At 61.0% G+C, this 21,360-nt stretch carries 24 protein-coding genes and 1 tRNA gene; 11 read left to right on the top strand and 14 right to left on the bottom strand.

The window, feature by feature from the left end:
- The first annotated feature begins 57 nt into the window (after positions 1-57).
- From PMX72_RS00820 to dut, 3 genes are read left to right on the top strand one after another with little or no spacing between them, the layout of a single operon-like run.
- A complete protein-coding gene (locus PMX72_RS00820) occupies positions 58-507 on the top strand; it encodes a LysM peptidoglycan-binding domain-containing protein (RefSeq protein WP_158568711.1) in 450 nt (149 codons plus the stop codon).
- 51 nt (positions 508-558) lie between these two features.
- The gene (gene nrdR, locus PMX72_RS00825; RefSeq protein WP_022093781.1) at positions 559-1,002 is read left to right on the top strand and encodes a transcriptional regulator NrdR; all 444 of its coding nucleotides are present in this window, start codon (positions 559-561) and stop codon (positions 1,000-1,002) included.
- 4 nt (positions 1,003-1,006) lie between these two features.
- The gene (gene dut / locus PMX72_RS00830; RefSeq protein WP_117877489.1) at positions 1,007-1,450 is read left to right on the top strand and encodes a dUTP diphosphatase; all 444 of its coding nucleotides are present in this window, start codon (positions 1,007-1,009) and stop codon (positions 1,448-1,450) included.
- 393 nt (positions 1,451-1,843) lie between these two features.
- On the opposite strand, the gene PMX72_RS00835 is transcribed toward dut, so the two are convergent.
- The gene (locus PMX72_RS00835; RefSeq protein ID WP_271729279.1) at positions 1,844-3,145 is read right to left on the bottom strand and encodes an MGDG synthase family glycosyltransferase; all 1,302 of its coding nucleotides are present in this window, start codon (positions 3,143-3,145) and stop codon (positions 1,844-1,846) included.
- Between the two features lie 118 nt (positions 3,146-3,263).
- Here PMX72_RS00835 and PMX72_RS00840 point away from each other — a divergent pair, with 118 nt between their 5' ends.
- Positions 3,264-4,202, top strand: a complete 939-nt coding sequence (locus PMX72_RS00840; protein WP_118227240.1) for an NAD(P)/FAD-dependent oxidoreductase — start codon at positions 3,264-3,266, stop codon at positions 4,200-4,202.
- Positions 4,203-4,355: 153 nt separating this feature from the next.
- Entirely contained in the window at positions 4,356-4,967 is a 612-nt protein-coding gene (locus tag PMX72_RS00845; protein ID WP_199413477.1) for a DUF1836 domain-containing protein, read from the top strand.
- 73 nt (positions 4,968-5,040) lie between these two features.
- Here the strand turns inward: PMX72_RS00845 and PMX72_RS00850 are convergent, their stop codons facing one another.
- From PMX72_RS00850 to PMX72_RS00875, 6 genes are all read right to left on the bottom strand, one after another.
- Entirely contained in the window at positions 5,041-5,907 is an 867-nt protein-coding gene (locus PMX72_RS00850) for a DegV family protein (RefSeq protein WP_271729280.1), read from the bottom strand.
- A gap of 164 nt (positions 5,908-6,071) precedes the next feature.
- Positions 6,072-7,199, bottom strand: coding sequence for a coiled-coil domain-containing protein (locus PMX72_RS00855; RefSeq protein WP_271746114.1), 1,128 nt, complete (start codon positions 7,197-7,199; stop codon positions 6,072-6,074).
- A gap of 32 nt (positions 7,200-7,231) precedes the next feature.
- Entirely contained in the window at positions 7,232-7,762 is a 531-nt protein-coding gene (locus PMX72_RS00860) for an adenine phosphoribosyltransferase (protein ID WP_271729282.1), read from the bottom strand.
- A gap of 40 nt (positions 7,763-7,802) precedes the next feature.
- A complete protein-coding gene (gene ftsR, locus PMX72_RS00865) occupies positions 7,803-8,681 on the bottom strand; it encodes a transcriptional regulator FtsR (protein WP_271729283.1) in 879 nt (292 codons plus the stop codon).
- 3 nt (positions 8,682-8,684) lie between these two features.
- Positions 8,685-9,119 carry an FHA domain-containing protein gene (locus PMX72_RS00870; RefSeq protein WP_006236002.1) on the bottom strand — a complete coding sequence of 145 codons (435 nt, stop codon included), beginning with the start codon at positions 9,117-9,119 and terminating at the stop codon, positions 8,685-8,687.
- 66 nt (positions 9,120-9,185) lie between these two features.
- Positions 9,186-9,890, bottom strand: coding sequence for a CDP-alcohol phosphatidyltransferase family protein (locus tag PMX72_RS00875; protein ID WP_271729284.1), 705 nt, complete (start codon positions 9,888-9,890; stop codon positions 9,186-9,188).
- Positions 9,891-10,286: 396 nt separating this feature from the next.
- Between PMX72_RS00875 and PMX72_RS00880 the strand changes: the two genes are divergently transcribed.
- Genes PMX72_RS00880 through PMX72_RS00905 form a run of 6 tightly spaced genes read left to right on the top strand, consistent with a single transcriptional unit; the run spans position 10,287 to position 14,970 of the window.
- Entirely contained in the window at positions 10,287-11,015 is a 729-nt protein-coding gene (locus tag PMX72_RS00880) for a lantibiotic protection ABC transporter ATP-binding protein (protein ID WP_055250122.1), read from the top strand.
- Positions 11,012-11,782, top strand: a complete 771-nt coding sequence (locus PMX72_RS00885; protein WP_271729285.1) for an ABC-2 family transporter permease — start codon at positions 11,012-11,014, stop codon at positions 11,780-11,782. The genes PMX72_RS00880 and PMX72_RS00885 overlap by 4 nt, the downstream gene beginning before the upstream one ends.
- Complete coding sequence (locus PMX72_RS00890; protein WP_271729286.1) at positions 11,782-12,597, top strand: ABC-2 family transporter permease; 816 nt, start codon at positions 11,782-11,784, stop codon at positions 12,595-12,597. Before PMX72_RS00885 ends, PMX72_RS00890 begins: the two co-directional genes overlap by 1 nt.
- Positions 12,590-12,838 (top strand): hypothetical protein, encoded by a 249-nt coding sequence (locus PMX72_RS00895; RefSeq protein ID WP_271746115.1) that lies wholly within the window; start codon positions 12,590-12,592, stop codon positions 12,836-12,838. Before PMX72_RS00890 ends, PMX72_RS00895 begins: the two co-directional genes overlap by 8 nt.
- Before the next feature lie 45 nt (positions 12,839-12,883).
- The gene (locus PMX72_RS00900) at positions 12,884-13,546 is read left to right on the top strand and encodes a response regulator transcription factor (RefSeq protein WP_271729288.1); all 663 of its coding nucleotides are present in this window, start codon (positions 12,884-12,886) and stop codon (positions 13,544-13,546) included.
- 26 nt (positions 13,547-13,572) lie between these two features.
- On the top strand, positions 13,573-14,970 hold the full coding sequence (locus tag PMX72_RS00905; RefSeq protein WP_271729289.1) for a sensor histidine kinase: 1,398 nt from the start codon (positions 13,573-13,575) through the stop codon (positions 14,968-14,970).
- A gap of 606 nt (positions 14,971-15,576) precedes the next feature.
- On the opposite strand, the gene PMX72_RS00910 is transcribed toward PMX72_RS00905, so the two are convergent.
- From PMX72_RS00910 to PMX72_RS00940, 7 genes are all read right to left on the bottom strand, one after another.
- Positions 15,577-15,653, bottom strand: a tRNA-Pro gene (locus PMX72_RS00910).
- Between the two features lie 80 nt (positions 15,654-15,733).
- Positions 15,734-16,945, bottom strand: a complete 1,212-nt coding sequence (gene coaBC / locus PMX72_RS00915) for a bifunctional phosphopantothenoylcysteine decarboxylase/phosphopantothenate--cysteine ligase CoaBC (protein WP_271729290.1) — start codon at positions 16,943-16,945, stop codon at positions 15,734-15,736.
- Positions 16,946-16,948: 3 nt separating this feature from the next.
- Positions 16,949-17,668, bottom strand: coding sequence for a zinc ribbon domain-containing protein (locus PMX72_RS00920; RefSeq protein ID WP_117648517.1), 720 nt, complete (start codon positions 17,666-17,668; stop codon positions 16,949-16,951).
- On the bottom strand, positions 17,665-18,474 hold the full coding sequence (locus PMX72_RS00925; RefSeq protein WP_271729291.1) for a Nif3-like dinuclear metal center hexameric protein: 810 nt from the start codon (positions 18,472-18,474) through the stop codon (positions 17,665-17,667). The genes PMX72_RS00920 and PMX72_RS00925 overlap by 4 nt, the downstream gene beginning before the upstream one ends.
- Positions 18,471-19,649, bottom strand: coding sequence for a cysteine desulfurase family protein (locus tag PMX72_RS00930; RefSeq protein ID WP_271729292.1), 1,179 nt, complete (start codon positions 19,647-19,649; stop codon positions 18,471-18,473). Before PMX72_RS00930 ends, PMX72_RS00925 begins: the two co-directional genes overlap by 4 nt.
- 6 nt (positions 19,650-19,655) lie before the next feature.
- The gene (gene rpe / locus PMX72_RS00935; RefSeq protein ID WP_271729293.1) at positions 19,656-20,327 is read right to left on the bottom strand and encodes a ribulose-phosphate 3-epimerase; all 672 of its coding nucleotides are present in this window, start codon (positions 20,325-20,327) and stop codon (positions 19,656-19,658) included.
- A gap of 18 nt (positions 20,328-20,345) precedes the next feature.
- Positions 20,346-21,353: an NAD(P)H-dependent glycerol-3-phosphate dehydrogenase gene (locus PMX72_RS00940; RefSeq protein ID WP_195404950.1), complete on the bottom strand. Its 1,008-nt coding sequence runs from the start codon at positions 21,351-21,353 to the stop codon at positions 20,346-20,348.
- Between the last annotated feature and the right edge of the window lie 7 nt (positions 21,354-21,360).

Here is a 21,360-nt window from a genome sequence, read left to right on the forward strand (position 1 = left end):
TTTGTCCGCGCGGCTTGATAAAACTGTTCTCAGCAAAACACGCGAGAGGAGAACATGATGAACGTAACGAATATGGTCCAGGGAAACCTCGCCCTTAAGCTCGAGACGCCTGCAGAACCCACTTTTACGGTTGTTCAGGGTGGCCGCTCCGGCTTTCAGCCTTTGACCGTAAAGCCTGCGCGCAATCAGCAGGCTGTAGTCGCGCCGGCCCGCGTTGCCCTGAAGGTTCCGACGATTATCGCCTTTGCCGTTGCGTTTACGCTCTTCTTTGTCCTCGCTACGTCGGTCTTTAGCGCTCGTCACGCCGCGTATGCCGAGTCCGTTTCCAACGTTACCTACGAGACCATTCGCGTTCAGCCTGGTGATTCTCTTTGGTCGCTTGCCGAAGAATATCCAATCGAAGGCCTTTCCACGCAAGAGACTTCCGACATGATCCGCAACGTCAATCATCTGGAGCATGGTTCGCTCGCCGCCGGTGCGCATCTTAAGGTTCCTGCTCGTTCGTAATCATTATCTCGCTGCGCATGGTACCCTTGTTATCGTTTAAGAGGAGGTACCATGCGCTGTCCCAAATGCGGCAAGGCACATACCCGCGTCGTTGATTCCCGTATGCAGGAGTCAAATAACACCATTAAGCGCCGTCGCGAATGTTGCTCGTGTAACTACCGCTTTACAACGTTCGAGCGATGCGAAGACCCAATCGAGGTCATTAAGTCAGACGGAACCAAGCAGCGGTTTGATCGCAATAAGCTGCTCGTCGGCTTGATGCGCGCCACCATCAAGCGCGATATCGACACTAAGAAGCTCAATGAGATTATCGACGACATCGAGGTTGAGCTGCGCTCTCGCACGCTGACGGCCGTCACGTCCCATGAGTTGGGTGACATGGTGCTCAAGCGCTTGGCCAAGATCGACAAGGTGGCCTACATTCGCTTTGCCTCGGTCTACCGCGATTTCAAAGACGTCGATGAGTTTCTGCAAGAGCTCGACAAGCTAAGGTGATTCCATGTCCAACATTACCGTCAACATAAAGCGTCTCGACCCCACCGTTGAGCTTCCCAAATACGCCCATCCCACCGATGCTGGCTTGGATTTGCGCTCCAACGAGGACTGCGTCCTGAAGCCCTTCGAACGCCGTCTGGTCTCTACGGGGCTGGCCATCGCCCTGCCCGATGGCTACGCCGGCTTCGTCCAGCCCCGCAGCGGCTTGGCCATCAAGCAGGGCCTGTCTATAGTCAATACGCCGGGCCTCATCGACGCCCACTACCGAGGAGAACTCAAGGTTATCCTCATCAACCTGGATCCCTCCAATAACATTCAAATCAATAAAGGCGACCGCATAGCCCAACTCGTCATCCAAGAAGTCCCCACGGTCAATCTCATAGAAGTAGAAGAACTAGACGAAACCGACCGAGGCAAAGGAGGCTTCGGCTCCAGCGGCATCGCCTAGGGCGCCCGTATCCCTCCCGCCCGGGGCTTACCTATATCATTCCATGCTCAAACATTCTCGCGTCGCTTCGCTCGCTGCGAAACTGCGCGTGGAACGATATAGGTAAGCCCCGGGCGGGCGGCTACTCGCTTGAAACAATATTTACTTTTCTAGTAAGTCGATGCGATGAAGGGACGCCTCCTTTGTCGCATCGACTTACTGTATTTATATTTTCTGGTTCCCCTTTGCAGATTCTACTGGTGGGGAATCTGGTATAGCCGCTGGTACGTTAACGCAGCTTACCTGCGGGAGGCCCCTATATATCGTCCCGCGCGCAGTTTCGCAGCGAAGCGAGAATGTTTGAGCACGGGATGATATATAGGGGCCTCCCGCAGGCAAGCGGAAATTAAGACGCTAGCGGATGTGCGCGGGTTTTCCGCCCCAGTAGAAGCGGCAGAAGGCTCGTTTGCGCTTTTGGGGTTTGCCTACGAGCTCCATGGTTGCGATGGCTATGTCTTCGGCTGCGTGGGGGCGGCGTAGTACTTCGCCGTTGATGAGCAGTGCCTTGAGCGACTCAGGATGATCGTGGAGATGTCGCAACGTCACGATGAGCTCTCGTGCGGTGGTGACATGCATGCTGGCGCCCATGCCGGTGAGCATGGTGGTGTTGGCCTTTTCCTGGCCATAGGACTTGCCCAACAGGATCATCGGCAGGTGTGCACACAGGCACTCGGTGACGGTGAGTCCGCCCGATTTGAGAATTGCCAGGTCGCACCCGTGCATGAGGGCCGCCATGTCGTCGACATAGTCCAACACCGTGACGTTCTCGAGCTTCATGGCATCGAAGAGCGTCTTCAGCCGGGTGGCATACTCCACGTCTTTGCCCGGCAAAAAGACAAAGTGCATGTCCTCGAAACTGCGCAGGAAGGGGAGGGTCTGGTCCATCGCCGCGCGAAAGCGGACGTACGGTTGAGGTAAACTGGCGCCGGCCATAACCAGCACGACGGTCTTGTCGGTGGGGAGGTTGAACTTGGCTAGCTCTTCCTCGCGATCGTAATCCGTGTCGAATCCGGCGCGAATAGGAATGCCGGTAATGCGAATCTTTGCCTCGGGCACCTTGCGCGGACGCAGCGTTTCGGACATAAATTCGTTGGCAACACAGAATAGATCGGTGTCCTTGTGGGGCCACCAGCCCTCGACTTCGTAGTCGGTCGGTACGCAGATGACTGGATAATCGATACCCGTAATTATGCGGGCACCCACGGCAACATTGGCTGCTGTGATGTGCGTTGCGACCACGGCTATGGGCCTGCGGCTACGAATATATTCGTTGAAGGCGGGGAACATGATTCGCGACCATGCCGTGCCGCCACCCCAGAGAAGATGTCCCGTAAGTGTATATCTCCAGGTCAGGTCGTAAATGGGGCGCGTGGCTCCCGTAAAAGAAGCCGCGGTCTTATTACCGTCGAATTTAATACGTCCAAAATCAAGGATATCGAGCACTTCAATCTCAACATCCTCGGGGATGCCATTGGTGCCGCGGATGAGGTCGAAGGCCTGCGCAATCGCATTTGCGGCGGCCTTATGGCCTGAGCCGACCGAGGCGTGCACGATGGTCACGAGAGATTTTTGCTGAGCCAAGAGCGCTGTTTGCTCCGATTGGGGAGTGCTGTGCGTGAGCAGGGGAGCGTCGTCGCTCGTCTGCGTTTGATCCATCGATAACTCCCCTTCGACGTTGTAACACGGATTTATCATTGTAGTGCATGAGTGTCATGTTCACGTAAATTTGGGTATGAGCGCAAAGAACGTCAATGTTTCGACGAGAGGATGTTCCATGACTACCGATCAGCCGATCGATGTTGCGATTATCGGCGGCGGCCCCGCGGGCTATGCTGCCGCCATTTACGCTGCGCGTGCCAACCTGACGACGACCGTGATTGAGCAGGGCATGTCGGGAGGGCAGATCGCCACAACCAATGAGATCGAGAACTATCCGGGCATTCCGCTCTTGAGTGGCGCTGAGCTTGGCGAGCGATTCCAACAGCATGCAGAAGGCCTGGGAGCTCAGATTGAATGGAGTATGGTGACAGGCGTCGATTACGATGCCGATGTGGCTCAATTTACCATCCATCATGATATGGGTGACACGGCGGCCAAGAGCGTCATTGCGTGCATGGGTGCCACGCCGCGTCCGGCAGGTTTCGCAGGCGAGGATACGTATCGCGGTCGTGGCGTTTCATATTGCGCAACATGTGACGGCATGTTTTTCCGCGGCAAGCAGGTTTTTGTAATCGGTGGTGGCAATTCGGCATGCGAAGAGGCTCTGTTCCTGTCCGACATTGCCAACAGTGTGACCATCGTGCTGCGCCGCGACCAGTTCCGTGCGCCCGATGGTGTTGTTCAGAAAGTACTCGCAAAGGACAATATTACAGTTAGGTACCAAACTAGTATTGTGGAGCTATCGGGCGAAGCCATGCCAACGACGATTACCTTTAAGGACAATGCATCCGGCGAGACTCATACCGAGTCATTTGAGCCCGGCTCGTTTGGCATCTTTGTTTTTACCGGAACGCAGCCCCATACCGAGCTTGTTGAGCATCTAGTCGATCTGGCGCCTGATGGCGGCATTCTGACTGATGAATCCATGGCGACCCGCACGCCAGGTCTATTTGCCGCTGGCGATATCCGTTCCAAACGTTTACGCCAGGTTGTGACCGCTGTTTCGGACGGAGCCATAGCGGCAACGAGCGCATACGCGTTTCTCCGTGGATAAGTACGATAATATATCTTATGTAAGGTTGTTATCAATTTACTAATTGGCGGGACGAAGCATCAGTGCACTGTCCCGCCAATTTTCTTGCCGGCTATGTGGTATGCAAAACTAGATAACCTAGAATACAATATAGAAAATGAACGGAGGACCTTTATGAACCACGTTAAACACGTTATTCCGATGTCCGATTCGTCGGTCAGCATTAAGCCCGAGGATATTCAGCCCACGGTGCTGCCCGATGCATTCATTCAGTCCGATATCGTGCGTAAACTCAATACGTTGAGTCTGCCGCGCTATAACCAGTTGCCCAATGTGACGCTCTACCGCGACCAGGTCATTGAGTATGTTGCGCTGTGGATGGAGCCGCTGTCCATTTGCGTTGAGCAACCTGTCATTACGCCATCGATGATCAATAACTACGTGAAGGTCGGCCTGGTGCCTGCTCCGGTCAAAAAGCAATATGGCCGTGAGCAGATTGCCCGCCTGATCGCTATCTGCCTCTTTAAGCAGGTGCTACCTATTGCTGCGGTGCAGGCACTCTTTAACATTCAGCGTTTGAGCTACGATGCCCCGACGGCCTTCGATTATGTGGTCGATCAGCTCGAGGCATCGATTCGTTCGGCGTTTTCCGTCGAGCAGACGCCGGTTCCCGATACGGCGCATCAGGTAACGCGTGAGTCGCTGCTTGTGCGCAGTGCGGTTTCGTCCTTCGTTTCGAAGGCGTACCTAATGAGCTATCTCAAGTTCAACGGGTTTAATAGCTAGCCGACGTATAAAACGGGCGGGACAAAGAGCCATCTGTCACTTTGTCCCGCCCGTATTTTTGCTTGGTTGGACTTTATTGGCCCGAAGCCACGTCCATGCCGTAGCCGATGATGAGGCCGTGCATCTCGGCGTAATAGGAATCCAGGCCGTTGCAGGGCATGATGATAGTCTTGGAGCCTGGCCAGCGCTCCACAATGCGGCTGGCAAGTGCCTGGGCGCCTGCCTCATTCTCGACATGGTCGATGACGACCTCGCCGCCCGTAAAACCCTCGGCTTCCATGGTGTCGATGATCTTGTTGAACATCTTCTTTTCGCCACGCGTGTGTCCGACGAGTTCGATTTTACCGGCCTCACTCGCCGTGCCCAAAATGCGAATATTGAGCTTGTTGGCAATGACGCCGGCTGCCTTAGGGATACGTCCGGCTTTGGCCAGGTTTTCGTAATTGCACAAGCTGAAGAGGATTTTGCTGTTCTGCTCAAGGCTATTGAAGTATGCGCAAGCGTCCTCGAATGAGACATCCGGATTGCTTGCAAGATAGCGGTCGAACAGCAAGAAAATGAGGTCCATTTTGCCGCCAGCTGCGCGCGAATTGACTAGATGAATCTGCCGGTCGGGCTCCTCGGCAAGAACCATATCGCGAGCCGTGGCTGCTGCGTTGTAGCTGCCCGACACGCCCTCAGAGATCGGCATGCAGATGGTTTTGTCGGCCAATTTGAAGAGCTCGGCCCACTCCCCTACGCTGGGACAAGCGCTCGAAGAAGCGTTCGTCTCCGCCTGAACAGCGCAGTTGAGCTCATGAACGTCGAGTGAAAGGTCATCAACGAATTCACGCTCCCCCACTCGAATTTTGAGGGGCGCAAATGCAAAGGTGGTATGGGGCGCGGTTGGTTGCCAATCGCGGAGGTTGCAGCTTGAATCGGAGATAAGTGCCCAGCTCATAGAGGGTCCTTTCTAATTGTTCTCTAACAATTATAGCCATCTTGCAGACCGAGTGGGCCGCTATCTAGTATTCAAAACTAGATAGCGGCCTGCACGAAAGGCAAAAGAATGGACCCCATGGCTCAAAGCCACGAGGTCCATATCCGTTTGCTTTATCTGAATACTTAGTAGCGAACGAAGATATAGTTGTTGTTCATGCCGGCGGCAACGGAGCTGATGATAACACCCGTGTTGTAGTCGGAAGCATGAATCATCTGACCACCACCGATGTAAATGCCGGTGTGGTACGAGTTGACCACAACGTCACCGGGCTGCGGATCGGACACACGCGTCCAACCCATAAAGGTGCCCGTGGTGCCCAGGCGGCAATAGCGACCAGTGAGGCAATAGCTAACAAAACCAGAGCAGTCGAAGCTGTTCGGGCCAATTCCGCCCCAGGAATAGGCGCAACCAAGTTTGCTGTATGCACGCGAGACAACAGAACCGCCATCGACGGACTGGCTCGGAGCAGAAGGCGTCGGAGCCGGAGGAGGCGTGGAGGGCTGCGGCGTCGGAGCAGGTGCCGGCGTAGGAGCCGGAGTGTTGCCGCCCTGGTTGTTGTTATTGCTGGTCTGACCACCGTTGTTGGTGTTCTCGGTCGTACCAGCAGTCTCGTTGCTCACCGTGGCCTTCTCGGCAGTACTGGCGTTGATGCCGGCCTGCAGCGCGGCGTTGGCCTCGGCCTCGGCGGCAAGCTCGGCCTGCAGCTGTGAATCCAGGGAGTTTACGACGTTCTGGGCTTCAGCCTGCTGAGCGTTAAGCTCGTCGACCTTTTTCTGCGTAGCGGCGACGTTCTTTTCCTGCTCGGCCTGCTTATCGGTGAGCTGCTGCTTAAGCTCCTTGACCTCTTGAATGGTCTGAGCCTGCTTATCGGAAACTTTGCCGTAGTAGAACAGACGGTTGAGCATATCGCTCAGGTCATCGACGCCGGTCAGAACCTGAAGCAGGCTCAGACCGCCGGTTTTGTACTCGCCGGCGACATAGGTCGAGAGCTTGGCCTGACCGTCAGCGATCTCCTGCTGCTTTTGCGTGATCTCGCCAGCAGTCTGATCGAGCGCCTGCGTCTGCGTGGCGAGCTCATCGTAAATCTGTTGGGTTTGGGTACCGATCTGCTCGAGCTTCGTACGAGCAGCGGCAAGGTCGGATGCGGTATCGGCGTAGGCAGGAGCCGCGAGGCCCAAGCCCAAAACACAAGCGAGGGTTGCCGTAGCAGCGCAGCGTGCCATGTTTTTGTGCGTGTTTGCTGTGCGCATGTAGCTTCCTTTCCAGTAACTAAGGGTAACGGCTAGTCCACCGTCACCAGGCTAAAGAGCTCAACATCGTCGTCAGTCGGCGTGAGCTTCTCGCGCGGGTTGAGAAACGCAAGCTCAAGGATACAACCGTAACCGACAAGCTTTGCGCCCATATCTCGCACCAGTTTACCTGTTGCCTCGACGGTTCCGCCCGTCGCGACCAAGTCATCCAGAATCAACACGGTATCTTTAGAGCTGATAGCGTCGGCATGGATCTCAATGGAATCCGTTCCGTATTCGAGCTCATAGCTTTGGCTCACGGTCTCGCGCGGCAGCTTGCCCGGTTTACGTGCGGGAACAAAGCCGGCGCCAAGGGCTACAGCCACCGGTACGCCAACCATAAAGCCTCGAGCCTCTGGGCCCACGACCTTGGTGATTCCCATGCCGGCAAAGTGCTCGGCGAGGGCATCGGTCATGGCTTTGAGCGCCTCGGGATTGCCAAAGAGCGGCGTGATGTCTTTAAAGATGACTCCGGGCTCGGGATAGTCGGGGATGTCGACGATTTGAGATTCGAAGTCGTACATTACATGGCCTTTCAATGGGTTGCCGGATAAGCGGCAGCTGTTATTTGCCCGCGGTGGCGGTGCCGGATTGCGAAGGGGGGACGACCCTGAGCGGCTTTACGAGAGAATCCTCGTGCGAGGCAGGCGCGGCTGTCTCTTCGTTTTTGGCCTTGGTGGACTCGGAGCGAGCGATTTCCTCATCGAGTGCATCGATGTCGGCATCCTCGACCACGGCGTTGAGCGACTCAAAAACGCGGTTTTTGAGCAACGCGGTGTGCACGCCTTCCGTCAGGTCGTGAAGCTTCTTAAACGCACGCTCGAGCTTGGCGTCGCGCTCGTCATCGGAGGTATCCATGCCGAGCATGCTTACGAGCACTTGCTCAAACATCGAGGATTCACGGTTGGCGGAAGACACGTACTGACGCAGGTTGCGCGGCTCGATATGGAAGCGCGACAGCTCGGAGCAGTAGCGGATGATCGGAAAATCGCGACCATCGACAAGCTCGCGGTTCTGCGGACTCTTGATGATGCGGATAAGGTCGTTCTCGGCGAGCGAGCGGATAAACGAAATCTCGACGCCCAGCATATCGGGAATGGTCTCGATGGGATGCAGCTTTTGCTTAGTCTCCTTGGGCTCCGTCTTGAGCGGAACATCTGACAGCAAGCCCACCTCGTAGGCGAGCGTTGACAGGTCCGTGGCGTTTTCCAAGCGCTGCTTAATCACGTTGAGCGGCATATAGCGGGTCTTCTGCAGGTGCAGGATGACCTCCAGGCGGTCAACGTCCTCCTTGGAGTACTGACGGTATCCCTTAGGCGTACGATGAGGGGTAATGAGCCCCTCATCTTCTAGAAATCTAATTTTTGAGTTCGAAAGATCGGGGTATGCGCCTCGAAGTAGGTTGACGACTTGGCCGATACTCAGATAGTTGCGTTCGGCCATGCCCTACTCACCGGTTTCGATGCGCTCCGGCGTGCTCTCGTGGTAGATGAGCGTAAACGTACCGATCTGAACGGAAGAGCCGTCGTGCAGCGGAGCGGCGTTGACAATGGCACCGTCGACCCAGGTGCCATTGAGCGAGCCCAAGTCTTCGATGCGAGCGCCGAGTCCCTCGCGAATAATGCGCGCGTGGCTGCGCGAAACGGTCATGTCATTGAGGAAGATGCCATTCGCGGGATCTCGGCCGATGGTGGTCACGTCGTCCTCGAGTTCAAAGGCGGCACCCGTCTGCGGACCCTTGACGATAGACAGAACGGGGGCGGTGATGCGCACGTTGGCCATGAGGTCGGGAACGGTGACGTCGCTTGAAGGCACGCGGAATACGCAGGTAGCGTCAGCAGTCTTATCATTCTGAGGCATATTGTTAACCATGTTGTCCATGACAACCCCTAACTTATCGCGGACGTGCCGCAAATAATGAACCGTACGTAATCATACCCCAACGAATCAGTCTTCGATTTCGGGGTTAAGAAAGTCGATGTCCTCGTCCTCGGGATGCGCGAGGGCCTGTTTAATGGCCACTCCGCCCTTAATAGAGTAGATGACAGCGGTGAGCATGGAGAAGATCACACCGCCATACACAAAGAAGATGCCGAGGGGCACCGAGCTTCCGTTGAGACCCGGGAAGGCCGTGAGGGTTGAAGGTAAAAGGTGCAGGCCGTCAATAACGGGGAACCCGAGCAGCATGAGCGAGAAGCCGGTCATGAGCAGTGCAGTGGCAATCTTTCCGGGAAAGACGACATCGATGGGGCGACGGTGATAATGACGCACGATAAGCGTGCCGATGCCCAGATAGATGTCGCGGCCGATAATGAGCACGCAGACCCAGATGGGCAGCTCTCCGCGGACCACCAGCCCAAGTACGCCGGTGAACAGCAGCGCACGGTCGCAGATGGGATCTATGACCTTGCCGAGCCACGAGACCGTCTTGGTCATGCGGGCGATCTGACCGTCCATCCAGTCGGTGGAGGCGGCAACGGCGTAGATAACGATGGCGATGACGCGGTTGTTATCCGTCACAAACAGGTACAGAAATACCAGGGTGAGGATCAGGCGCGTAAAGGTGATGAAATTGGAGATCGTAAAGATCTTATTCGACGGGTAATCGGAAGTGCCGATAAGCTCCTTTTTGATCTTCTTTTTGATGCCCACAGGACTCCCCCGCTGGTTAACGACAAAACTTTCGATACTATACCCGTTCCGGCGATGTCTATCCAGCGTAAGCATAGAGAGTCCAGACATATGGAGGATGCTACTGGGTTATGCGAGATTCTGCATTTGTGTACATCAGCCTTCAAATATGACATTTTTCGGCATCTTTGATGGCTGATGTACACGTTTTGATTCAGTGATTACATCGATCGGGAAAGTTGTTGCCTTAAGCAAATTAATCATGATGTGTGGGTCGAGAAGGGTTGGCGCTAAAAGAACCCAACGGCTGTTACGGCTTCGTTAGAAACGCGCCCCACCATGGATGGTGAACCCGAAAGGTAAGGCGCGCGGGCACGGTGGCTCGGCCCGCGCGCCCGGAAGAGAAAGGATAAACCCATGGGTTACATGCTCGAGACGCGTGGGCTCACCAAGCGCTTCGGCCGCGGCGACCAGGCGCAGGACGCCGTGGCCGACGTGAGCCTTCATATCCGCGAAGGCGAGGTGTACGGGCTGCTCGGTCCCAACGGCGCCGGCAAGTCGACAACGCTCAAGATGATCTGCGGGATGCTGCGGCCGACGGCCGGGGAGATTCTCTTTGCCGGGCACGCCTGGCGCCGCGAGGACCTCTACGCAATCGGCAGCCTCATCGAGGAGGCGCCGCTCTACCCCAACCTCACCGCGCGCGAGAACCTGCGCGTGCGCACCACGCTGCTGGGCCTTCCCGAGAGCCGCATAGATGAGGTGCTCGCCGCCGTGGACCTCGCGGACACCGGGAAGAAGCGCGCCGGGCGCTTCTCGATGGGCATGCGGCAGCGCCTGGGGCTCGCGCTGGCGCTGATCGCCCGGCCACGCCTGCTCGTGCTCGACGAGCCCACCAACGGCCTCGACCCCATCGGCATCGAGGAGCTGCGCGACCAGATCCGCGGCTTCGCGGCGGCGGGTACGACGGTGATCGTCTCGAGCCACATCCTCTCCGAGGTGCAGCAGATGGCGGACACCATCGGCATCATCTGCGGGGGGCGCCTTGCCTACGAGGATGCGCTTCGTCCCGGGCAGGACCTCGAGGAACTCTTCATGAGTTTCTGCCGGGAAGGGCGACGAGCGCGCGGGGAGGTGGCGGCATGACGGGCGAGAAAGGCGGCCTGCTCGCGGCCCTGCGCGCCGAGGCCCTGAAGTCGCGCCACGCGGCACCGGTTCGCCTGGCCGTGCTCATGGCGCTGCCGATGCCGCTGCTCGGCGCGATGCCCTACCGGGGCGTGCAGATCTTCAGCGCGTGGAACTACTGGTACGCGCTCTTCCTGCCCGTGTCTCTCTCGCTCGTGGTGGCGTGCGTCGCGCGGGCGGACGCTCGCACGCGGATGCGGGGGCTTCTGGGTCTGGGCTTCCCGCTCGGGCGCGCCTGGTGGGCCAAGGCGCTCTGGTGCCTCGCGCTCTGCACGCTCTCGAACCTCGTGGTCTTCGGCATCTACCTTGCGGGATCGGCGTTCACCTCGCAGGGCCTCACGGCCGCGGGCACGCTCACGATGCTCCTCTGCGCGCTCGTCAACACGGTGACCGCGGCGTGGATGATTCCCGTAGGGCTCTTTCTCACGGCGCGGCTCGGCATGCTCGCCGGCATCTTCTGCCCGCTCGTCGCGCAGCTCGTGGGCGGGTTCGCCTGGTCGTTGGTGCCGCTGCCGCAGCTCTTTCCGCCGTCGGCGAGCATGGTCATCCCCACGAGCTTCATCCCCGTGCTGCCGAGCGGCGAGCCACTCGCGGCGGACATGGCGCTCGGCGGGGCGCTCGCGGCAGACGGCATGCTCACGCTGGCGGGCCTTGCGGTCTGCGCGCTCGCGTTCGCCGCGCTCACGGCGGCGGGCGCGGCCTGGTTCGCGCGCTCCGAGGAGAGGTGATGGCCGTGACACGACTCTCCGACCCGATGCCGCGCATGGCTCTCTCGCGGGCCCTGCTCTCCGAGGCCCTGCGCCTGGCGCGCTCCCCGCTCGCGGCGGTGCACCTCGTCTGCGGCCTGGCAGCCGGTCTTGCCTGCGGCGAGTACTTCTCCGTAGCCCGATGGGACCCGGCGCTGGGCGCGGACGCCTACGTCCAGTTCCTCGGCGCTCTCATGCCGCTCATGTCCGCCATCGTCTGCGGGCTCGCCGTGGACGAGGAGCGCGCTGCCGGGCGCCTCGCCAACCTCACGGCGGTCCCCTCGCGCGGGCGCGCCGTCGCGGCGAAGTTGCTCGCCCTTGCGGCGCTCGGTGCCGCCGCGCTGGCCGTGGCGCTCGGCGTGTTCGGGGCCGTGCTCGCCGTCGCCGGGCGCCTGCCGCTCGGGTCCGCTCCGCTTGCGGTCGCCTGGGCGGGCATCGTGCTGGGCAGCCTGCCCCTCTACGCGCTGGGGCTCGGCGTGGCCCTGCGCCTCGGCCGCAACGTCGCCATCGGCGCCGGCGCGGCGGGGGTGCTCCTCGCGTTCTTCTCGGTGGGCGGACTTGCGCACGGCCTCATGACCGGCGATCTCACCGGTGCCCTGGCGACGCCCCTGAGTTGGGTGCCGCTCGCCTGGCCCGCGCGCCTGGGGTCGCTTGGGGTGGAGGCCTTCATCGACGCCGCACGCGCGGCGGGCCCTCTTCTCACGACTGCGCTCGCTAGCCTCGTGCTCACCCTGGCAGCCGATGCCGTCCTTCTCGCCTGGTTCTGCCGCTTCGAGGACGGGAGGGTAGATGCGTAGGAAGGCGCTCGCCGCCATGCTCGTCCTCCTCTCCGCAGCGCTCGTCCTGGGCGGGAATGCCCTGCTCGACGCTGCGGACGACAGGGGCAATGTCCGAGAGCTCCAGCTCATCTTCTTCGGGCGGGAGTCGGACGGCGAGGGCTGGCTCGAGATCGAGGCGCGCGGCGGCTCGGGCGTGCGCTACCACGCGTGCGACGCGGCCGAGGCGCCCGCGACTGCGCGCAGAACTCTGGACCGCTGAGTGCGGCGCTAGTACAATTCCGACGAGAGTTTCAGGAGGTCTAACATGGCGAGGATACTGGCAGTGGATGATGAACGGGCGATCCTCGACGCTCTCGCGCGCGTCCTCGGCCGCGACGGTCATGAGGTCGTCAGGGCGGCGGACCCGACGGCGGTCCCGGGGATGGACCTCTCGCGCTTTGACCTCGTGCTCTGCGACGTCATGATGCCGGGGCTCGACGGCTTCGAGCTCGTGCGGCAGATCCGCCCGGACTTCGACGGGCCCATCGTCTTCCTGACCGCGCGCGTGGCCGAGGAGGACGCCGTGGCCGCCTACGGCCTGGGCGCCGACGACTACGTCCGCAAGCCCTTCGGGGCCGCGGAACTGCGCGCCAAGGTCGCGGCCCATCTACGCCGTGAGCGCCGGCCGCGCTCGCACGCCCTCTCCTTCGGGGAGGTGCGGATCGACCTCGGGGCGCGCGATCTCGCCGTGGGCGGCGAGACCGTGCCGCTCACTCCCACCGAGTACGCCATCTGCGAGTACCTCGCCCGCCACCCCGGGCAGGTCATGAGCCGCACGCAGATACGCGAGGCGGTGCTCGGCTGGGAGAGCGACGCCGACGACGCGGCCATATCTATGCAGGTCAGCCGCGCCCGGAGGAAACTCTCCGAGGCCGGCGCCGACCCGATCGCGACCGTCTGGGGGATGGGGTACAAGTGGCAGCTCTGAGGACCGGGGCGCGAGGTCGCCGAGGCATGCCGCTCTCCTTCGTCATCGCGCGCTACTTCGCCTACGCGTTCGCGGCGGTCGCCACGGCGTGGCTCGCCTCGTTCATGGCGCTCTCTGCGGCGATCAACGCGGGCTTCGTCTACGAGGCTAGCTGGGGGCCGGCCAATGCGCGCGAGGTCGCGGAGGGCCTGGCACGCGACGGCGTCTGCGGGCAGCAGGACGTGCCGACGGCCTACCGCTACCTCATCCTGAACAAGGACGGATACGTGCTGATGACAGACCTCGAGGGCACGCGGCTCGAGGATGCGACGGAAATGGCCAGTACGGCACTCGCTGCGGATCCGGGCACAGTGGAGATCGAGGGCGGGGGCTCGGGCCTCACCTACGCTGCGTTCCCGCTCAAGGGCGGCGGGGCCTGCGCACTCGTCAGCGAGTACCTGCCGCAGTGGGTCTCGCGCGATCTCGCCAGCCTGCTTCCCAACCCGCAGAACCTCATGCTCGTCGGCGCCGCTGTGGGAAGCGCGCTCGCGCTTGCGCTCGTGGCGCGCCGTGCGAGCCGCGTGATCTCGCGCAAGATGGCGCCGCTCGCGGAGGCGGCGGGGCGCGTCGGCGCGGGGGAGCTCGACTTCGCGGTCGGCAGCACCAACGTGCGCGAGGTGAACGACGTCCTCGCCGCGATGGACGCCATGCGGGCCTCCCTCGCCGAGTCGCTCGAGGCCCGCTGGGCTGCGGAGCGGGGGCAGCGCGAGCAGATGGCGTCGCTCGCCCACGACCTCAAGACGCCGCTCACCGTGCTGCGCGCCAACGCCGACTTCGTGGCGGAGGAGCTGGAAGACGAGAAAGACGCCGACCTCGCGGCCGCCGCGCGCGACATAGCCGGCAGTGTCGAAAGGCTCGACGACTACGTGCGCCTGCTCATCGAGGCCTCGCGCGGGTCCGGCGGGGCGGAGAGGGCCCCCATGCGGCCGGCCGAGCTCTGCGAACAGGTCCTCGCCGAGGCCGCCCAGATCGCCCGGGCGCGAGGCGTGACGCTCAACGCGGCCACGGGCCCCGCTGTCGCGGGCGCGCCCGAGGCCCTACTCGACCGAACCGCCCTGGCGCGAGCCGCCGCGAACCTCGTGGCCAACGCCGCCGAGCACGCGCGCTCGCGCGTGGCGGTCTCCTGCGACGTCGCGGGCGGACACCTCGTCATCGAGGTGGCCGACGACGGACCGGGCTTTTCTCCCGCCGCCCTCGAACGCGGCTGCGAGCGCCTCTTCACAGACGACTCGTCCCGCTCCTCGCGCGACGGAGGCCGCCACTACGGGCTCGGCCTCCACGTCGCCTCCGAGGCCGCGAGCGCCCACGGGGGCTCCGTCTCGCTCGCCAACAGCCCCTCGGGCGGCGCGGTGGTCACCATCGCGGTCCCCCTGTGCGGGATCTGACGATTTCCTCGATGTCTACCTCGACTGCGATATGTCGCTCGCCGAGGCCGCGACGAGATGGTGTTGCGTCTGCCCCATTTGGTGCTTCTAGCTCAAATTTGATCTGATGTAAGGCCCGTGCAATCCTGCATGGGCCTTTCTTTTGGCAATTGCTCGACCGATTCGTGGCTTGAAACACAAATTATCGAGTTAAGGAGACATGGGGTCACACAGCGGCTCTCAGAGCGCCCGCCGCACTCCCCCGCCATTACCCTGCGGCGTCCTCGTATAGAGCCCATCCCGCTTGGCGTTTCGTTGCAACAGCCCACTTGTCCACCGATCAAGTGAACTACTGGAATAAATACAGCGACATGCTTGTCCGTTATAGTCGCTATATCTGTGTTAATCGCCGCGATAAATACAGCCTGTACTCGGCTGCATACCAGCTACGCGTATGTAGATTCATATCGCGTTAATAAATCGGCTCAAGCGCGTGCAAAACGCGCAAGTAGCCGCAAAAGGCGATTATCGCGTAGGTAGATTTTTGGCACCCTGTTGCTTAATCAAAATTAAGCAATTGCTTAAAACAAAAAAGGTCAGGCACTAGGTGCCTGACCTGCAAACTTCTGGTCGGGACGACTGGATTCGAACCAGCGACCCCTTGACCCCCAGTCAAGTGCGCTACCAAGCTGCGCCACGTCCCGAAGCTTTTGTTTGTTGCTCTGCTCTCGCTCGCAACAGGGAGTATATTAACCCGAAACTTTAGACTTGTGCAAGAACTTTTTTATAAATTTTGAAGAAAGTCCAAAATTGTATCTGCGAGCTGGGGTTTTGTTAGAACGGGAAGTTCTTTCGTACCTGTTGTGCTCACAATCCAGGCCTTGTTAGTGTCGGTTCCAAAGCCTGAATCGGCGCGCGAGACATCGTTGGCGATAATTACATCGCAACCCTTGCGGGCAAGTTTGCGCTGCGCGTACTCCACGACGTTATCGGTCTCGGCCGCAAATCCGATCACGCATCGCTCTCCCTTTTGGCACGAAAGCTCGGCCAAAATATCAACCGTCTCGACTAGTTCGATGCGATCCAGGCGCTCGTTGGCCTTTTTGAGCTTGTGGTTGGCAGGGGCCGCGGGGGTGTAGTCGGCGACGGCCGCAGCGCAAATGGCAGCGTCGGCCGTCTGGAAGGCGTTTAACGCCGCCTGCAGCATCTCTGCGGCGGTCTGCACGCGCACGCACTTTACGCCGCGAGGAATATCGAGCGATGTCGGTCCCAGCACGAGCGTGACGGCGGCACCGCGACGTGCGGCCTCCCCCGCCAGGGCGATACCCATCTTGCCCGAAGAACGGTTGCCAATGAAGCGCACCGGGTCGATCGGCTCGTGCGTGGGGCCGGCGGTGATGACGATGCGCTTGCCCGTCAGGTCTTGCGGCACGGGGTTGAGCACCTCACAGACAGCCTCGACGACGTCCTCGGGCTCGCTCATGCGTCCCGTGTCCACGTCGCCGCAGGCAAGGTAACCGCTACCCGGACCCACAACATTGACACCGCGCTCGCGCAGCGTGGCCATGTTGGCCTGCGTGGCCGGTGCCTTCCACATGCCATTGTTCATGGCCGGTGCGATCACGATGGGGCGCGGCGTGGCAAGCAGCGTGGTGGAGATGAGGTCGTCGGCGATGCCGTTGGCCATCTTAGCGATGATGTTGGCCGTCGCGGGCGCCACGACCACCACGTCGGGCTCCTGCGCCAGCGAGATATGGTGGATGGGGTCGGAGGGGTCGTCGAATAGGCCCACGGCAACGGGCTCATTGGTGAGTGCGCGGAAGGTGAGCGGCCCCACGAACTCCGTGGCGTGCTCGCTCATGACGACCTTGACGTGGGCGCCGCGCTTTTGCAGCAGGCGTACGATGTTGCACGACTTATAGGCGGCGATCCCGCCGGTAATGCCCAGCAGGATCGTTTTTCCCTCAAGTTGCATTGAATTGTTGGGTGCCGCCATCGTTTAAGCTTCCTTGCTCGGGAGCACCAGCAGGCGGTGGCAGTACGGGCAGTGCGTAATCTCGCTACCGTCGTGGTTGAGGTCACTCATGGACGATGCCTGCAGCGCGGTGTGGCAGACCGTGGGGATGTTGCCCTTGATGGTCTCGACGGCCAGGCCGCGGAACTGCTTGAGCAGACGTTCGTAATCGGTGAGCACGTCGGTCGGCAGCGTGGCGGCAAGCGCGGTGCGCTCCTTGGTGGCGGCATCGATCTGAGCCTGCAGATTGGCAGCCTTGGCGCGGGCAGCCTTGGTATCGGCCTTCACGCCCTCCTCGAACTTGGCGATGATGGCCTGCGCGCGAGCCTCTCGGTCAAGCGCTTCCTTATGGGCGACGACGACGTCCTTGCGGGTGTGCTCGATCTTGTCCAAGCGCTTGGCCAGGGTGGCGAGCTCGTTCTCCAGGTCCTGAACCTCGCGGTAGTCGGAGCCGTCCACGTGGCGCTTCTTGGCGGCCTCGATGGCGTTGTTGGTCTGAATCTCGGTGGTGTTGAGATCGTCGAGCTCAATGTCCAGATCCTTGCGCTGGGCGTAGAGCTTGGTCATCTCGGACTTGAGCTTCACATAGGTCTTGCGCTTGGAAGCGAGCTCCTTGAGCTCCGGCATATTGGCAAGTTCGCTCTTGTTGCGGGCGAGCTCCAAATCGATCTGTTGCAGCTTGAGTAGCGTAGCGCCGGCGCTCATAAGTTCTCTCCTTTTGTCACAGTCCACCATTGGCAAGGGTTCAGTATTTTAATCGCATGACGGGGGTCGACCCCGGCGTCAACTGCAGAGTTCATCAATATATCAACGAACGGCTCCTCGGAGCGGTCGTGGCCGAGCAAGATCACCGGCAGCCCGCGCAAGACAAGGTCCTGTGCCACGTGGTAGCCTGCCTCGCCCGTCACGATAACATCTGCGCCCGCGGCGATGGCGAGCTCTCCAAAGTCGCCTAAGGAGCCGCCCAAAATGGCGATGGTGCGGCACGGGTGATCTGCCTCGCCCCACACGCGCGGGTCGCTGCCAAACTCCTGGGCGGCGCGGGCGGCAAGGTCGCGCAGGCTGCAGGGGTCGTTGAGGGTCGCAAGGGCGCCCAGACCGGTGAGTTCAGGCTCGTCCGCATGCTCCAGCGAGCTTATGGGCTTTGCGCCTAGCAAATCGCTCAGGCGAACGCGCGCTTCGTGCGAGCGGTCCAGGTTGGTGTGAAGCGAGATGATGCTCACGCCGCAACGAGCTGCCTCGTACAGCGCGGCGCTGCATTGGGGGCGTGTGGAATCCGACGGACAAAACGCCTCGGGCGCCTTGATATAGATGGGATGATGCGTTAGCAGCACGTTGGCGCCGGCCTCCTGGGCGCGGTGCACATTGGCTTCGGTCGCATCGAGTGCACAGGCAACACCGGTAATCTCCGCGGCAGGGTCGCCGACGGAGAATCCTACATGGTCCCAACTCTCGGCATCGGTCTTGGGATAGCGTGCCAGCAGCGCGCGCTCAAGCTCGGCGACGATCATGCGGCGCCTACGATCGAGAGCAGCGTCTGGGCAAACTCGTCCAGATCGTCCGGATTCACGCGGTCGTCAAAGGAAATGCGTAGTGCGCCCAATGCCTGCTCGCGACCGATGCCCATCGCGCTTAAAACATGGCTCGGGTCCATGCTGCCACTCGAGCATGCCGAGCCTGCCGACACCTCAAAGCCGGCGGCGTCGAGCTTGATGATGAGTTCCTCGGAGTCCATGCCGTCAATGTAGATCGATACCATGCCGGGCAGACGGTCGGCTTGTGCGTAGTCACCCATGGTGGCGTGAATGCGCTGGTGGGCCGTAAGCGTGGCGTAGAGCTTGTCGGAAAGGGCTTGCAGCTTCGCGCGCTCCTGAGCCACATGGGGCGTCAGAGACGAGGCGGCAGCGGCAAAGGCGAGCTGCGTGCGCAGGTCTTGCGTGCCGGCACGACGTCCGGCTTCCTGTCCGCCGCCAAAGATGCGCGGGCGCAGCGGCGTGCGGTTCTTAAGGTAGAGCGCGCCGGATGCCACGGGGCCACCGATCTTGTGGGCTGCGACGGACATGGCGTCGACGCCCAGCTCGGTGACATCGAGCGGAATATGCAGATACCCCTGGATGGCATCGGTGTGGAACAGGGCGCCAACGGTATGCGTGGCCGCGGCAAGCTCGCGGATGGGCTGCACCACGCCGGTCTCGTTGTTGGCAACCATGATGCTCACGAGCGCCACGTCGTCGCCTAGTAGCTCGACAAGCGTGGCAGGCTCAATGTAGCCCATGCGGCAGGGCTGCACCAGGTCGACGGTAAAGCCGGCGGCACGCAGCAACGGCAGGTTGTCCAGAATCGAATCGTGCTCGATGGCCGAAACGATTACACGATCGCGCTTGCGATCGCGCTGACGAGTGCCCTCGGCAAGACCGAGCAGCGCCAGCTGGTTGGCTTCGGTGCCGCCGTTGGTCAGTACAATCTCGGACGGGCGGACGCGCGCGCCAAAGCTGCGGGCGATCTCGCGACGTGCAACCTCCAGACGCGCGGCAGCCTTGCGGCCGAGCGAATGCAGCGAGTTGGGGTTGACGCCGGCAAGCTCGCTGTCGTCGTACTCGCGCTGCGCAAGGAGCGCCTCGGCGCGCATGGGCGTCGAGGCGGCATAGTCAAGATTCACGGGTATGCGGTTTTGACCTGCGGTCATAAGGGTTTATGCCTCCTGTGCGGCCTCGTTGCCCAGCTTCTGCAGCAGCGCAACCTCGGCAGCGGGATCTTCGGACTTAAATACGGCAGAACCGGCCACGAGCACGTTGGCGCCGGCCTTGACGACCTCGGCAATGTTCTTGGAAGAAATGCCACCGTCGACCTCGATGAGGGGCGAAACGCCGTGACGCTCGCACATGGCCCTGAGCTCGTGGAGCTTAGCGATGGTGCCCGGGATAAAGCTCTGGCCGCCAAAGCCCGGGTTCACACTCATGAGCAGCACCATATCGACGACGTCGATGATGCTCTCGAGCACGCACACGGGGGTGGCGGGGTTGAGCACCACGCCGGCCTTAACGCCGCGCTGCTGCAGATGGGTGAGCGTGCGGTGCAGGTGCGTGGAGGCCTCGTAGTGTACGGTGATCATATCGGCGCCGGCGTCTGCGTACCAATCGACCGTCTCGTCGGGGTTCGACACCATGAGGTGCGCGTCGACCGGTACATTGGTGGAGCGCTTGACGGCCTTAAGGATGTCAACGCCAAAGGTGAGGTTGCCGGTAAAGTGGCCGTCCATGACGTCGAAGTGCACGTAGTCGGCGCCGGCGATCTTGTCGAGTTCGCCCTTGAGGTTGGCCATGTCGGCCGAGAGGACGGACGGAGCGATTTTAATGGAACCCATGGTAGTAGCCTTTCTGCGCTAGTCGGTGAGTCCGTAGAACTCTTGAGAGGGGACGCGATCGGTAAGAATCTCGAGCGCCCTATCCAAAGTAACACCGTTGTAGAGCGTTTGCTCCACGGCAAAGGTGAGCGGAATGTCTACGCCCAGTGAACGGGCAAGCTCACTGACGCTGCGGGCCGCGACGGCGCCCTCGACCACCATATGCGTACGTGCCTGGTACTCGTCGAGCGAGACGCCGTGGGCAAACTCGTAGCCAAAGGTGCGGTTGCGCGAATGCTCGGAAGTGCAGGTGGCAATGAGGTCACCCATGCCGGCAAGACCCATGCAGGTCATGGCTTGACCGCCGCGGGCGTGCACCAGACGGCTGATCTCGGCCAGGCCGCGCGTCATGATAAGGGCAAGCGTGTTGTCGCCCGCACCAGAACCGGCGGAAATGCCGCACACGATGGCGATGACGTTTTTCATGGCGCCGCAAACCTCGACGCCGGTCATGTCCTGCGACAGGTAGATGCGGAAGGCCGTGGATAGGAGCAGGTCCTTAAAGGTCTCCCCTACCTGCGGATCTTTGCTGGCGATGACGGCGGCAGAAAGCCCGCCGCGGCAGATCTCCTCGGCATGGTTGGGGCCCGAGAGCGCCGCGACACGCGACTCGTTGCCGATCTCACTGGCGATGACCTCGCTCATAAGCAGGCCGGATTCGGGCTCAATACCCTTGGTGAGGCAGAGTGCCGGGGTGTCGGCGGCGATGAAGGGTGCTGCCTGATGGCATACGCTGCGCAGGTGCGTGGAGGGCACGGCAAAGATGATGGCCTCGGCGCCGTCGAGCGCCTGCGACAGGTCCGTGGCGGCGACAACGTTGCCGGGCAGCTCGTAGTCCACCAGATACCGGGGATTGCGGTGCTCGGCATTGATGCCGGTGGCCGTTTGCTCGCTGTGGGCCCACATGGTCACGCGCTCGGCTCGCTCGGCGGCGAGGCCGGCGACGGCGGTTCCCCAGGAGCCGGAGCCAATCAGCGCAACATTCATGACTCTC

The sequence above is a fragment of the Collinsella aerofaciens genome (assembly GCF_028207065.1).
In the GTDB taxonomy this organism is placed as follows: Bacteria; Actinomycetota; Coriobacteriia; order Coriobacteriales; family Coriobacteriaceae; genus Collinsella; species Collinsella aerofaciens_AR.